The 14,704-nt window shown below is 59.2% G+C and carries 13 protein-coding genes; 10 read left to right on the forward strand and 3 right to left on the reverse strand.

The window, feature by feature from the left end; translation table 11 throughout:
• Both NZ705_08120 and ruvA read left to right on the forward strand, forming a co-directional pair.
• Positions 1-326 (forward strand): chromophore lyase CpcT/CpeT (locus NZ705_08120; protein MCS7292920.1); only part of this gene is annotated, 326 nt, incomplete at its 5' end.
• Positions 323-934: a Holliday junction branch migration protein RuvA gene (gene ruvA, locus NZ705_08125; GenBank protein ID MCS7292921.1), complete on the forward strand. Its 612-nt coding sequence runs from the start codon at positions 323-325 to the stop codon at positions 932-934. The genes NZ705_08120 and ruvA, both read left to right, overlap by 4 nt.
• Positions 935-1,492: 558 nt before the next feature.
• On the opposite strand, the gene glnA is transcribed toward ruvA, so the two are convergent.
• Positions 1,493-2,914 (reverse strand): type I glutamate--ammonia ligase, encoded by a 1,422-nt coding sequence (gene glnA / locus NZ705_08130; protein MCS7292922.1) that lies wholly within the window; start codon positions 2,912-2,914, stop codon positions 1,493-1,495.
• Between the two features lie 102 nt (positions 2,915-3,016).
• Between glnA and apcB the strand changes: the two genes are divergently transcribed.
• The 8 genes from apcB to NZ705_08170 all read left to right on the forward strand — a co-directional run bounded on the left by apcB (position 3,017) and on the right by NZ705_08170 (position 11,223).
• On the forward strand, positions 3,017-3,616 hold the full coding sequence (gene apcB / locus NZ705_08135; protein MCS7292923.1) for an allophycocyanin subunit beta: 600 nt from the start codon (positions 3,017-3,019) through the stop codon (positions 3,614-3,616).
• A 3-nt stretch (positions 3,617-3,619) separates the two neighbouring features.
• Entirely contained in the window at positions 3,620-4,441 is an 822-nt protein-coding gene (locus NZ705_08140) for a TlyA family RNA methyltransferase (protein ID MCS7292924.1), read from the forward strand.
• Positions 4,442-4,474: 33 nt separating this feature from the next.
• Positions 4,475-4,837 (forward strand): VOC family protein, encoded by a 363-nt coding sequence (locus NZ705_08145; GenBank protein MCS7292925.1) that lies wholly within the window; start codon positions 4,475-4,477, stop codon positions 4,835-4,837.
• 62 nt (positions 4,838-4,899) lie between these two features.
• Positions 4,900-6,132 (forward strand): (E)-4-hydroxy-3-methylbut-2-enyl-diphosphate synthase, encoded by a 1,233-nt coding sequence (gene ispG, locus NZ705_08150; GenBank protein ID MCS7292926.1) that lies wholly within the window; start codon positions 4,900-4,902, stop codon positions 6,130-6,132.
• An 11-nt stretch (positions 6,133-6,143) separates the two neighbouring features.
• A complete protein-coding gene (locus tag NZ705_08155; GenBank protein ID MCS7292927.1) occupies positions 6,144-7,427 on the forward strand; it encodes a S41 family peptidase in 1,284 nt (427 codons plus the stop codon).
• A gap of 6 nt (positions 7,428-7,433) precedes the next feature.
• A complete protein-coding gene (locus NZ705_08160) occupies positions 7,434-8,126 on the forward strand; it encodes an NnrU family protein (GenBank protein MCS7292928.1) in 693 nt (230 codons plus the stop codon).
• A gap of 308 nt (positions 8,127-8,434) precedes the next feature.
• Positions 8,435-9,874: an NADP-dependent isocitrate dehydrogenase gene (locus tag NZ705_08165; GenBank protein ID MCS7292929.1), complete on the forward strand. Its 1,440-nt coding sequence runs from the start codon at positions 8,435-8,437 to the stop codon at positions 9,872-9,874.
• A 119-nt stretch (positions 9,875-9,993) separates the two neighbouring features.
• The gene (locus tag NZ705_08170; protein ID MCS7292930.1) at positions 9,994-11,223 is read left to right on the forward strand and encodes a DUF4912 domain-containing protein; all 1,230 of its coding nucleotides are present in this window, start codon (positions 9,994-9,996) and stop codon (positions 11,221-11,223) included.
• A 65-nt stretch (positions 11,224-11,288) separates the two neighbouring features.
• Here NZ705_08170 and NZ705_08175 read toward each other — a convergent pair whose 3' ends face one another.
• Positions 11,289-12,872, reverse strand: coding sequence for a DUF3685 domain-containing protein (locus NZ705_08175; protein ID MCS7292931.1), 1,584 nt, complete (start codon positions 12,870-12,872; stop codon positions 11,289-11,291).
• Positions 12,869-14,653, reverse strand: coding sequence for a penicillin-binding protein 2 (gene mrdA, locus NZ705_08180; protein MCS7292932.1), 1,785 nt, complete (start codon positions 14,651-14,653; stop codon positions 12,869-12,871). The genes NZ705_08175 and mrdA overlap by 4 nt, the downstream gene beginning before the upstream one ends.
• Positions 14,654-14,704 lie beyond the last annotated feature (51 nt).

Genomic DNA, 14,704 nt, shown 5'->3' on the forward strand with positions numbered 1-14,704 from the left:
TGCAGTACTATGCTTGTCGAGAACCGGAACGCTGGCGCGGGTGTGGTCAGGAACCGGCGCGATTGATTCACCTCACCGAAGCCGACCTACTGCCCTTGCCCGGTTGCGTGCTGGACGTGCAGTACAAGAATGGAGAATTTCACGCCCAGATACGACCCGGCTACCGGTGCGAATTTGAGTACCAGGGACAAAAACGGCAAGTGGACATTGGCTGGCGGGTGAATCCCACCACGTTTATCAGTTACGACCGGGGAGTGGACCCGCAAACGGGCCAAGCGTTGTGGGGCGCACTCATGGGGCCGTACATTTTCCAGAAACGGGAATGATTGGGTGTCTCCAGGGGCAGGTGTTATCTATCAACCCAGCAACGGGGAAATGGCTGGTCACGTTACTGGTGCAGGGGATTGGCTGGGAAGTCCAGGTGGGACAACGATGCGCCCAGACGCTCACCCCTGGCCAGAGCGCTCAGCTCTTCACCCATCTCCAGTGCCGCGATGAGCAACTGGCGCTCTACGGCTTTGCGAGTGCGACTGAACGGGATTTGTTCCGGCAACTGCTGCGCGTCAATGGTGTTGGCCCGCAACTGGCCTTGACCCTGCTGGACACCTTTACCCCGGCGGAACTGGTGCAGGCGATTGTCAACGGCAATGTCGCACTGCTCAGCCAAACCCCCGGCGTCGGCCCGAAGACAGCCCAGCGTCTGGCACTGGAACTACGACAGCCATTGCAACAGTGGTCGGGCATCCCATGCGAAGAAGGCGCTGTGACCCTGCCCGCAACGCTACAGGAAGAAATTACATTGACCCTGAGCGCCCTGGGTTATACAACCGCCGAAATTAGCCAGGCCCTGGCCCAACTGCGTCAAGACCCCCAGTGCCAGCAGACAACCGACGTGGAGGTGTGGATTCGCCAGGCGATTCGCCGGTTGGGTTAGCAATTTATGCACTTTTGTAGCCAGAGATGAATATCTGTCAACGAAGTCAAGGGATTGGCCAAACCACAGGGGGTTTGGTTATAGCTGAGCACAGAATGCTTGACATGGGCAGCAACCGGGAACCTACATGTTTTCCTGTTGGTTGCTTCTCAAGCGCGACAACCTAAATGTTTCCTGCTATAGAAGCGTCCTGCGCCTGGGTAGAAAGTCCGCTTGTTCTTTGGCGCGCTGTCCACGGCACCTTTTCCCTACCTGCAAGGAATCGGGAGCAGCATGGGTGGGCGTTTTGACAGGCTTTTGCTCAGGTGCGAGCGGCGGTCGTACCGCAGTCACTGGGTCGTGTGAGTCTCCGGCCACCTGACCATCCGCGAGCCTGGTTTGCGTGCAACAGTGGCTTGCCGGTGGGATTCCGTTGGCGGTGGGAGAAGTTGTTGGGAGTGCCGTTTGCCCAGCAGCCTGTGGAGAAATGTCCATAGCTTTAGGAACGGTTAAAAAAAGCCTCCGCCCAAGGCAGAGGCGTTGCAGTTGGAGGTTGCCATCACGGCTGCCGTCGAACCCTCAACCGTCGTAGTAGAGGGCAAACTCGTAGGGATGGGGCCGTAGACGCATAGGGTTAACTTCGTTGTCCAGCTTCCAGTTGATCCAGTTCTCGATAAAGTCCTCTGAAAACACCCCGCCCGCTAGCAAAAACTCGTGGTCTTTTTCCAAAGCGGACAAGGCATCCTCTAGCGAACCCGGCGTCGAAGGCACCTGCGCTAGTTCCTCCGGCGTGAGTTCGTAGATGTTCTTATCCAGTGGTTCGCCCGGGTCAATCTGGTTTTTGATCCCATCCAGACCCGCCATCATCATGGCTGAGAATGCCAGGTAAGGGTTGCACATGGGGTCTGGGCAACGGAACTCCAGCCGCTTGGCCTTGGGATTGTCTCCCGTCACTGGAATCCGAATCGCTGCCGAGCGGTTGCCCTGGGAATAAACCAGGTTCACAGGCGCCTCAAACCCCGGCACCAGCCGCTTGTAGGAATTGGTCGTGGGATTGGTAAACGCCAGGAGCGCCGGCGCGTGCTTCAGCAGGCCCCCAATGTACCATAAGGCGACTTGGCTCAACCCCGCGTACTTATCTCCGGCAAACAGGGGCTGCCCGTCCTTCCAAATCGACTGGTGGGTGTGCATCCCCGAACCATTGTCGTTAAACAGGGGCTTGGGCATAAAAGTCGCCGTCTTCCCCCGCCGCCGCGCCACGTTTTTGATTACATACTTATAGGTCATCAGGTAGTCCGCCGCTGTTACCAGGGGTGAGAACCGGAACCCCAACTCGCATTGCCCCCCAGTCGCCACCTCATGGTGATGTTTTTCAACCGGCACCCCGCAGGCCGCCATCGTCAGCAGCATTTCCGTGCGCAAATCCTGGAGCGTATCGCTAGGCGACACGGGGAAATAGCCCTCCTTGTAGCGGGGTTTGTAGCCTAGGTTGCCCCCTTCTTCGACGCGACCACTATTCCAGCGCCCCTCAATCGAGTCCACATGGTAGTAGCACTCGAACTCCCGCTGGTCAAAACGCACGTCATCAAACACGAAAAATTCTGCTTCCGGCCCGAAGTAGGCCACGTCTCCAATCCCGGTGCTGATCAGGTAATCGGCGGCGCGCTGGGCAATCGCCCGGGGACACCGCCCGTAGGTACTCCCTGTGCGCGGTTCCCAAATCGTGCAGATCATGCTCAGGGTGGGTTCCGACATGAACGGGTCAATCCAGGCGGTCGCTGGGTCGGGACGCATTAACATATCGGACTCATTAATGGTCTTCCAGCCCCGGATACTCGACCCGTCAAAGGGCATGCCTACCTCAAACGTGTTCTCGTCAATCAACTCGCTGGCATAACTGCAGTGTTGCCACACCCCCAGCATATCCACAAACTTCAGGTCCACCATGCGGATATTCTGGTCCCGAATCATCTGTAAAACGTCCTGCGCCGTCTTTGCCATCAGCACTGCTCCTGAACATCTGCTCGCGTCCACAATGCGCCGATTTTAGGCAGCAAGCGCGCTGGGTGTTTGTATCTTGGGATACCATTTACTGGCGGGGTCATGGTTACAGAGTGCAACGAACCGTCGCCCGATGGGGTTCTCGTGGTAATCTATTTGCTGGACTTTCAATCCCTAGATTTTTTAGACAACGCCATGCGAGATGCCATCACCAGTTTAATCGCCCGTTATGACCTAGCCGGACGTTACTTTGACCGGAATGGAATTGAGCGTTTACAAGCCTACTTTGATACGGGGTTGGCGCGGGTGCAGGTGGCGCGGATGATCACTGCCGAAGCCGCCAATTTGGTGCGTGCCGCCGCCTCCCAATTGTTTACCGAGCAGCCGGAGTTGATCCGTCCGGGGGGCAACGCCTATACCACCCGGCGCTACGCCACCTGCCTGCGGGACATGGATTACTTCCTGCGCTATGCCAGTTATGCCCTGGTGGCCGGCAACAACGATGTCTTGGACGAACGGGTGCTCGAAGGACTGCGGGAAACCTATAATTCGCTGGGGGTTCCCTTGGGGCCATCGGTGCGGGGCATTCAGATATTAAAGGAAAAAGTACAGGCGATGGCAGCGCAGGCGGGTATTACCGGCGATTTCATTGCCGAACCCTTTGACTACCTAGCCCAGGGCTTGAGCGAGCAAGACGTTTAACCCTTGAAGGAACGGCTGGATACGCTGCTGGTCACCCAGGGGCACTTTCCCACCCGTGAGCAGGCGCGTCGGGCGATTCAGGCGGGTTGGGTGCAGGTCAATCGCCAGGTGGTGGACAAGCCAGGAGCGCTCGTGCCAGCAGACAGCGCCATTACTATCCAGTCGCGGGCGCCCTACGTTTCGCGGGGTGGCGAAAAACTGGCCCATGCCCTGTGTACATTTGGTATTGCCGTGGCTGGCCGTGTGGCGCTCGATGGGGGGATTTCAACAGGCGGGTTTACAGATTGTTTACTCCAGGCGGGCGCGCGGCGCGTTTATGGCGTGGATGTGGGTTATGGGCAAGTGGCCTGGCAATTGCGGCAGGACCCCCGTTTGAAACTCTTAGAGCGCACCAACCTGCGGTATTTGCAACCGGAACAGATTTACGGCCCTGACGACCCCTGGCCCGATTTAGGGGTCTTGGACTTGTCATTTATTTCAGTCACGAAGGTACTGCCCGCCGTGTGGCATTTACTCTTACCCCCGCGCGAGCTAGTGGTGCTAGTGAAACCCCAGTTTGAAGTGGGCCGGGAACAGGTGGGCAAAGGCGGTGTCGTGCGGTCGCCCCAAGCGCAGGCGCAGGCCATTCAATCCGTCGCCCAGGCCGCTACAACCTTGGGCTGGCATGTGCAGGGCCTCACGGCATCCCCCTTGCTGGGACCGGCAGGCAACCGGGAGTTTTTGTTATGGCTGCGGATGACCCACCCGTCTGGGCAACTCGACTGGCCGGCGTTGCTTGCGCAAGTGGTGACGGACCATGACCCTACCACTGGATTCGGCAATTAAGATGGCAAATAAGTCCCCTGATGCCGACCGACTATGCAACTCACGGCCTATCTCCACACCGCCATCACGGTGCGGGACCTGCAACGGGCGCAAGCGTTTTACGAAGGGGTGCTGGGCCTGCAACCGGTGCATCGCGCCTTGAATTTCCCTGGCGTCTGGTATGAAATTGGCGGGGTGCAGATTCATCTCATCGAACAGCCCCACGTCCACCCAGAACGACCCGACCCCCATCGCTGGGGACGCAACCCACACCTGGCGTTTGCCGTCAAGGATTTAGCGCAGGCCGAACAGGAATTGCGTGCTGCCGGTTATCCAGTGCAGAAAAGTACCTCAGGACGGGCGGCGTTGTTTACCCAGGACCCGGACGGCCATATCCTCGAACTCAGCCAGGTGTGACCTTCCTCCTAGCCGCCCCAGGCACTAGAATTGAAGGCAAGCGGTGTATCCATCCCTGAGTTATGCAGACCCTGGAAAAGCCAGCATCTACGCCCTATACCGATTTGCCCGTTACATTTCCGCGTCGGCGCACCCGCCCCGTGCGCGTGGGAAACGTAACCATTGGCGGCGACCATCCCATTGTTGTACAGTCCATGATCAACGAGGACACGCTGGATGTGGAGGCATCGGCCAAAGCGATTGAACGGTTGCATCGGCTGGGGTGCGAGATTGTGCGGGTGACGGTGCCTAGCTTGGCCCATGCCCACGCCGTTGGGGAAATTCGCCAGAAACTACGACAGCAATACATGGACGTACCCCTGGTGGCGGATGTCCACCACAACGGCATGAAAATTGCGCTGGAGGTGGCCAAGCATGTGGACAAGGTGCGGGTCAATCCAGGGTTGTATGTGTTCGAGAAACCCAAGCCCAATCGCACGGAATACACCCAGGCGGAGTTCGATGAAATTGCGGAAAAAATCCGGGATACCCTAGCGCCCCTGGTAAAGTTGCTCAAGGCCGAAGGCAAGGCGATGCGCATTGGGGTCAACCACGGGTCCCTGGCAGAGCGCATGTTGTTTACCTACGGGGATACGCCCGAAGGGATGGTGGAATCGGCGCTGGAATTTATCCGCATCTGCGAATCGCTAGATTTCCGCAACCTGGTGATTTCTCTCAAGGCGTCGCGGGTGCCGGTGATGATTGCCGCCAATCGCCTGATGGTCAAGCGCATGGATGAACTGGGGATGGATTACCCACTCCATATCGGGGTGACCGAAGCAGGCGATGGGGAATACGGTCGCATCAAGTCCACGGCGGGGATTGCCACCCTGCTAGCAGAAGGGATTGGCGATACGATTCGGGTGTCGTTGACAGAAGCGCCGGAGAAGGAAATTCCGGTATGCTACAGTATTCTACAGGCTCTGGGGCTACGCCGGACGATGGTCGAGTATGTGGCCTGTCCGTCGTGTGGCCGCACGTTGTTTAACCTGGAGGAGGTCTTGCACAAGGTTCGGGAAGCGACGAAGCACCTGACTGGCTTGAACATTGCCGTGATGGGGTGCATTGTCAACGGGCCAGGGGAAATGGCGGACGCAGATTATGGGTATGTCGGGAAAACGCCAGGGGTAATTGCCCTGTATCGCGGTCGGGAGGAAATCAAACGGGTGCCCGAGTCGGAAGGCGTAACAGAGTTGATTAATCTCATCAAAGCGGATGGCCGTTGGGTTGATCCGCCGGCAGACACAACAACATAGGGGGATGCATCATGACACACCAGCAATGGGCGCGGGGCGTAGCCATCGGAGCGACAGCAACAGTAGCAGTTAGCTTCTTGGCCACCGGTGTAGGGAAACAGAGTTGGGCCAGCTTGAAAGAAAGTCCCAAGCAACTGGTGGATGAGGTCTGGCAGCTCATTTACCGGGACTACGTGGACCCGTCGTTTAACCAGACCAACTGGAAGCAAGTCCGCCAGCAGTATCTCAGCCGGGAATACAGCAGCAAGGAAGAAGCCTACAAGGCTATCCGCGAGATGCTGGAAAAACTGGGCGACCCCTACACGCGCTTCCTCGACCCCAAACAATTTGCCAACCTGCGGATGGATACCTCGGGGGAATTGCACGGGGTTGGCATCCAATTGGCGCAGGAGGAAAAAACGAACCGGCTGGTGGTGATTGCCCCGATTGAAGATACGCCGGCGGCGCGGGCGGGTATCTTAGCCCAGGACTACATTGTCTCCATTGACGGGCGCAGCACCAAGGGCATGGACATCAACGAGGCGGTGTCCCTGATTCGCGGCAAACCGGGGACGACGGTAACCTTGGTGATTGAGCGGGGCGGTCAGCTTTTGACCTTTACGTTGAAACGGGAACGGATTGAACTCCATGCGGTGCGGCACGAGGTGCGGGAAACGCCGGCGGGCAAGGTGGGCTATATCCGCATGACCCAGTTCAACGCCAATTCTCCCCAAGACATGCGCGAGGCGATTCGCAAGCTGGAGTCCCAAGGGGTAATTGGTTACATTCTGGATTTGCGGTCGAATCCAGGGGGCCTGTTGCAAGCGAGTATTGAAATTGCCCGCATGTGGATGGAACGGGGCACGATTGTTTCGACAGTGACACGCGCCGGGGAAGCGGAGCGGTACGAAGCGTCGCGACGGCCTTTGACCAACCGGCCCTTGGTGGTGCTGGTGGATGGAGGTTCTGCAAGCGCGAGTGAAATCCTGGCCGGGGCATTGCAGGACAATCGCCGGGCGGTGTTGGTGGGTACAAAAACCTTTGGCAAAGGGCTGGTGCAATCGGTGCGGGAACTCCAGGACGGTTCGGGTGTGGCGATTACTATTGCCCGCTATTTGACGCCCAATGGTCGCGACATCAACAAGGAGGGCATCAAGCCGGATGTGGAAATCAGTCTCACGGACGAGCAGCGGGAAAGAATTATCCGGGACCGAGCGATTGGCACACCGGCGGACCCCCAATTTGCGCGGGCGTTGGATGTGCTAACTGATATTGTGCGCAAGGGGACGCCGATTCAACGGGGCGCGGTCCACTAGCGATACATGTCCCACGTCGTTATCCTGGGGTGGTTGCTCGGGTTTGCCTTGGTCCATAGCGGTCTTGCTGCCTTACGACCCCGTGGGGAAAAGGTCCTGGGCGCGCGTGGGTACCGCGTGCTGTTTGCCAGTTTGAGCTTGCTGATTGCCGTCCCGATGCTGGCTTATTTCTTGAAACACCGCTACGACGGGGTGCAGTTGTGGCAAGTGCAGGACGTGCCGGGGATACGGGCGCTAGTGGCGGTTCTCACCGTGATTGCCTTTCTATTTCTCTATCCGGCGACGTTTAACTTGGGGGAGATCGCTGCGATTCAAAAACCGCAAGTGCATCTCTATACCCAGGGCATTATCCGTATCTGTCGCCATCCCCAGATGGTGGGCCAAACCCTATGGTGTATCGCCCATACCTTGTGGATTGGCAGTTCGTTTGCGCTGGTGACATCCCTGGGGTTAATCGCCTATCACTTGTTTGGCGTCTGGCATGGCGACCGGCGCTGGGGGCAACGGTATCCCGAAGCCTTTGCGGTTCTAAAAGCGCAGACTTCCATCATTCCCTTCAAAGCGATTTGGGAAGGCAAACAAAAGTTAGTGCTCTCTGAATTTTTACGCCCAGCCTATGCGGGAGTTGCTGTTTTTGTCGCTATCGTGTACTGGTTACACCCGCAGATGTGGAGGTGGGCCGAGCGATTGCCGTGGTAAGTCAGGGAAAAAATTGACTTTGACAGGTAGTCGGGTAGAACTGGCCGACGGAGAAATCCTTGTCATGTCGCTTACGAGCAAATTGTGCGATTGGGTGTTCTAGAGCAATGAGAAATCAGAGCTTGCCGTTTTGGAGTTGGGGTGTTGCCGAGTACTGGATTGTTGACCCCGCTGAACAAAAGGTCACTGTTTGGACGAATCACACATACGCCCCCAAATCCAACTGACGGTTGAGCAGCGATTGCAATACTCTGGACGCCCGTGAAGCTCCCTATGGTAAATTACACCCGATAGTCAACGGTTGACCCATGTACGAAAAAATCACTCCACCGCCTGAGGGCGAACGCATTACGTTTGTGCAGGGGTTGCCCCAGGTGCCGGACCAGCCCATCATCCCCTACATCCGCGGCGATGGCATTGGCGTGGACATCTGGCCGGCGACCCGCCTGGTGTTGGATGAGGCCGTGCGCCTGAGCTACGGGGGAACGCGGAAAATCCACTGGTTCAAGGTCTATGCCGGGGACGAGGCCTGTGCCGTGTACGGCGAGTTGCAGTACCTTCCCCAGGACACGCTGACGGCGATTCGCGAGTACGGCGTGGCTATTAAGGGACCATTGACAACCCCCGTCGGGGGTGGGATTCGCTCCCTGAACGTGGCCCTGCGTCAAATCTTTGACCTGTACGCCTGCATCCGCCCCTGTCGCTATTACCCTGGCACGCCATCGCCTCACCGTCACCCAGAACTGATTGACCTCATCATCTACCGCGAAAACACGGAAGACATTTACCTAGGGATCGAATGGCCTGCTGAGAGCCAGATGGCGCGCCAACTGATACAACTGCTCAACGAGCAATTCATCCCCAACACGCCGGAGCATCAGGGCAAGCGAATTCCGCTCGAAAGCGGCATCGGCATCAAACCCATCAGCAAAACGGGTTCCCAACGCCTGATCCGGCGAGCCATCCAACACGCCCTGCGCTTGCCGCCGGGAAAACAAACGGTCACCCTGGTCCACAAGGGCAACATCATGAAGTACACGGAGGGGGCGTTCCGGGACTGGGGTTACGAGCTGGTGCAAACGGAATTTCGCCAGCAGTGCGTGACGGAGCGGGAATCCTGGATTCTGGAGAATGTGGAAAAAAATCCCGGTTTGTCGGTTGCGGAAAACGCGCGTCTGATCGAGCCGGGGTTTGACCATTTGCCCAGTGCCAAGCAAGCCGCTTTGTGCGCCGAGGTGCAGCGGGTGCTGGACACAATTGGGGAAAGTCATGGTCAAGGGCGCTGGCGCCACAAAGTCATGGTTAACGACCGGATTGCCGATAATATCTTTCAACAAATCCAGACCCGCCCTCAGGAGTATTCCATCCTGGCGACGATGAACCTCAACGGAGATTATCTCTCGGATGCCGCAGCAGCCATGGTCGGCGGGTTGGGCATGGGACCGGGGGCTAACCTGGGGGATACCTGCGCCATTTTTGAGGCCACCCACGGCACCGCGCCTAAGTATGCGGGTCAAGACCGAGTAAACCCCAGCTCCCTGATCCTGTCGGGAGCCATGCTGTTGGAGTTTTTGGGCTGGCAGGAGGCTGCGGATTTGATTCACCAGGCCCTGGGACGGGCTATTGCCCAGCGCCAGGTCACCTACGACCTCGCCCGCCTGATGGAACCGCCCGTGGACCCGCCCCTGTCCTGCTCGGGATTTGCCCAAGCGGTGGTGCAACACATGGTAGATCTCAAGAAATCTTGACATTTTGGCGATAGCAGGGCAATTTCACGGCATCAAACCGGGGTTGGGCGCTTGATCCCTGGGGATTTTTTGCGTAAAGTGCAGGGTAACGTTGTGATCCCGTGGTACGGGTTCCCGATATGACCCAGAAAGATGTGCCGCTGGAGGAGATGACCCTGCGGGAATTGCGTCGCCTGGCCAGCGAGTTGGGCATCGCTCGCTATAGCCGGATGCGCAAGTCCTATCTGGTCACAGCAATTCGGGCGGCAGAGTTACAAACCACTCGTTCCCATCAATCCCCCACGACGCAGGAGGCGCAAACGACCGTGGACAGTGACAAACCGACCATGCCGGCGCAAACCCTGACGGCAACGGCATTGCAGGATGTGGATGAGGGCCTACCCGATTTACCGGGGGGCTATGGCGAGAGCCGGATTGTCCTAATGCCCCGCGACCCCCAATGGGCCTATGCCTACTGGGATATTCCCAACGAAGCACGGGAGGAGCGGCGCAAACAGGGCGGGCAGCAATTGGCGCTGCGCCTGTACGACGTTACGAATATCAACTTGGAAGTGCAGGCACCCCACAGTGTGCAGGAGTATGCCTGCGATGAACTGGCCCGGGAATGGTACTTGCCGATTCCTGTAAGCGACCGAGACTATGTGGTGGAAATTGGCTATCGCACCGCAGACGGGCGGTGGTTGAGCCTGGCGCGGTCAGCGGCGGTGCGGATTCCACCGGTCTATCCCTCGGATTGGGTCGAGGACCACTTCATCACGGTGGGGTTTGAGGAGGACCTGCGGGGCCGGCGGTTCTTCCAATTGGTGCCCCCCAGCGAGCGACAACCAGCTGCAGAAACGCCGGTGTACGACGAGGTGATGCAACGGGCGGCGGCGGCTGAATCCATGCGGGTGGCGGGTTCCCTGTACGGCTCGATGCAGCACGTGCCTGGCTCCCTGGTCAGCAGTGCCGAGTTTGCCGTGAGTTCCTACGTGTTCCCATCGGGGATTGGGCGCTGGGCTATTCCCACGCTGTCGGGGATTGGGATGTCGGGCGTTGGGTTTGCCGCTTCAATCCCGCCGATGCGCCCCCGCAAGTTCTGGCTGGTGGCCGATGCGGAATTGATTGTCTACGGAGCGACAGAGCCGGATGCGACGGTGACCGTGGGGGGTCGCAAGATTCAACTCAATCCCGACGGCACGTTCCGGTTCCAGATGAGCTTCCCCGATGGCAACCTGGATTTCCCCATCTTTGCGGTAGCCGCTGACGGGGAGCAGACCCGCGAAATCCACATGACCTTCGACCGCCGCACCCTGTCGCGCCGCACCAACACCCGCGAAGAGGCGGTGGAGGAGTGGTTCATGGGCTAAGGGCTGACAACTCCTGTGGGATGGGCGCAACCCGCTGGTGAGGACCAGGGGGTTGTTTTTTTGCCCTAAAGTTGGGAGGACTCCGGGGTTTGGTTGTTCTGCAACGTACTGCCAATGCCCTGCAAAATCCCCCGCCCAATGAGTCCCAGACCGCGCCCAATGATCCGCGTCAACAGGTAGGCTGTGGTGCGCCCCAGGTAGTTGGCAATCGCCCGTAGCACGGGCGCTATGGCATCCTGGAACTCTAGCCACAGGGTGACCAGCCAGGGGATGCCCCGCAGTTGGGCCAGTTCCGCCGTTCGCCCCGCATAGACCGGGTAGGTGACAATCGCCTGGTTTTGGATGCGCAGCAGTTGATAGCGGCTTTCAAAGATGGCGCGGGGTTCCTCCCAGTACTTCTGCCAGCGGTAGCGTTGGGAAAGCTGGTTGCGCAGGCGTTCGGTCTCCCGCGTGGAAATCAGGGTGCGCCGGTAAAACCGCTGCTTGACCGAGTCGTGGTGGGGAAAGCAGTTGAGCAGGGGTTGGACAACGGCATTAGCTACCTGGATGACCAGGTTTTCCAGGAGCGCCGCTGCGTGGTCCGCCGCAATTTGGCTGTTGGCAGCGTACAACACCCCATCAATCTGCAGGGGCGCCTGAAACAAGTGATAGCGCAACAGGTCCTCCACCAGCGGAATCTTCGCCAGGATCAAGGTTTCAACGGTTGGCTGCTGCGCCAGGAGCGTCTCTAGCACCTCCTGCCCGTCAATTGTGTAGTATCGCCCGACAAACTCCGTCAAGGACTCCTGCCACAGGCGCCGTAGCAGGTCCGGGATGCGCGGGGTCACCTCCGCCTCCGTAACACGAGCCTCGATCAACTCGGCCAGGAGGGTCTCCCAGCGATTGAGAACCGTGTTCCACAGCTCCCGCTGCTTCTCAAACCGCAGCAGGTCCGTTTCCAACAGCAGGCCGCTGTCATTGCGCAGGGTCTGGTTAAACGCCTGGCGCACCCGGTTGACTCGTTCGCTTGGGGGCAATGCCATAGGGGGACGCACCACCTGCGGCGGCGGCGCCAACACCGGTCCCGGTCGCCAGAGCCACGTGAGCAACCACCGCGCGGCGCGCAATTCCCGTTGGCGGCCTTTGATGATCTGGCGTTCCCACCAAGGACGTGGGCGCTGTTGCCACTGCTCGCACTGCCGTAGCGCAGCTTCAATTTGCTGCAACCCCTGCTGGTACAGGTGGGAGCGCCAGGCGGGGGTCACCCGTTCCGGCTGTAGCCAGGGGGAATAGCCGCTCAGCAGCGCCTGCATCCAACGCCACAAAGTCAGCGCCGGCGTCGTTCGTTCGACATAGGCCGCCAAACCCAGTTGTTGATACCCCAATAGCTGGTCGCGGCTGGCCGGCGGTCCCAGGGCTAGGATGGGCAAGTGGGGATAACGGCGCTTGAGGGATTGGCACAGGGGAATGTCGGTGACCTCCAAATCCAGCACCAGCAAATTCACGAGCGGCTGGGCCATCTGTAACCGCTCGCTCAAGAAATTCTGTAGCTCCTCTGGCCGGTCGGTGGTAATGACCTGCGCCAAGCCCTGTTGCTCCAGCCATGAGGACAAGCCCAACCGCAGGATCGGCTCACGACTGGCCAGCAAAATCACCGGTAAGTTGTTCATCGGCGTTTCTGGGCAAAATAGGTCTCGAGCACCCGCAGCACCATAGGGCCGGCCACGCTGCCACCCCCACCGCCGGAATTTTCCCCAAACGCCACCACCACAATCTCTGGCTTATCCGCCGGCGCGTAGGCCCCAAACCAGGTGTGGCTCGGGCGGGGTGGGTCTTCAGCCGTGCCGCTTTTGCCGGCAATGGGCGGGAGATGACTCACGTTCAACACGGTGCCTGTGCCGCTGGTCACCACCCGGCGCAACCCGCGTCGCAGGATGTCCAAGGTCGTGGGGCTAAGACCGATGGGTGTGCGCAGGGGCGGCGGGTCTCCCGGCGCGCGGTAAAGGTGAGGACGCACCCGATAACCCCCGTTGGCCACCACCGCAAACATCACCGCCAACTGCAACGGCGACACCTGGAGAAACCCCTGGCCGATGGACATGTTCACTGTATCACCCGCGTACCAGGGTTCCTTGACAGTTGCCCGTTTCCAGGCCTCGTCGGGAACCAGCCCCGGCGCTTCCTCCGCTGCCAGTTCGATCCCCGTCTTTTCCCCAAACCCGTAGCGCCGTGACCACTCAATAATCGGTTCCGCCTTCGTCCCTAGGGCAATCTGGTAAAAAAACGTGTCGCTGCTCCAGGCCATTGCCCCCACGAAGTCCAACGGGCCGAACCCTGCCCGGTTCCAATCCCAGAACTGGATGCCCCCCACAGTTATAAAGGGATAGGTGGGGAGAACTGTGTCGGGACGAAAGCGCCCGGATTCCAGCGCCGCCGTGGTGGTGACCACTTTGAACGTGCTGGCCGGAGGATAGACCTGCAACGCCCGATTCACAAACGGAAAACTGCGCCGTTGGAGTTCCCGCCACTGCTGGGGAGTCACCCGCCCGGAAAAGATGTTGGGGTCAAAGCTCGGAGAACTCACCAGCGCTCGCACCGCCCCGTCACGGGGGTCTATTGCAACAATCGCGCCTCGCCGGGTTCCTAAGGCGCGTGCCGCCGCCCGTTGCAAGTCTAAATCCAGCGTCAAGGTCACATCATGCCCAGCCACCGACGGCTTTTTCCCTAGAATCCGCAGCACTTGGCCGCGCGCGTCCACCTCCACCTGCTGGCCGCCCCATTCCCCCCGCAGGCGATGCTCTAGTGCCGCCTCGATGCCCATCTGGCCAATCACATCCCCCAGACGGTAGTTCTGGTGCTGACGCGCTTTCAACTCCTGCTCACTAATCTCCCCCGTGTAGCCGATGACATGGGCCAGCAATTCCCCGTGGGGGTAGTGGCGGATCGGCTCGGCGTTGAGAATCACGCCCGGCAACCGGTCGCTGTGTTCCATCAGGGCCGTAATCTGGGCTGGACCAATCCCCCGCGTCAGTCGCAGCAGGTAAGGGGAGTAGTAACCCGCGCGTTGCAGGCGATTTTGCATTTCCTTCTCAGGCATGTCCAGCAGACGGGCCAGGGTCGCCAGGGTGCGGGGCCATTCCTCGGGACGCTGGGCAACTGGCCACAGGAATACCGAGTAGGATAACCGGCTTCCAGCCAGTAGGCGCCCCTGCCGGTCAAAGATCCGACCCCGGTCGGGGGGTTTGGGAATGAGGCGAATCCGGTTGTTATCCGCCATCTGCCGGAACTCTTCGCCCTTGACCAACTGGAGGTAGGCCAACCGACCGCCAATGCCACCAAACAGGACCAGCGTTATGACCGTCATCAGCACCAGTGCCTGCTGGCCCCGCCCGACCACGACCTCTGCCCAGGGCGAAAACCGCAGGCGCGTCGCCGATTGCCAGAGCACCATCGGTTGCGGCTCAGAAATCTATCCTTTTTCATAGCACAAATGGGCTGAGTG

Source organism: Gloeomargarita sp. SKYB120 (assembly GCA_025062155.1).
Lineage (GTDB): Bacteria > Cyanobacteriota > Cyanobacteriia > Gloeomargaritales > Gloeomargaritaceae > Gloeomargarita.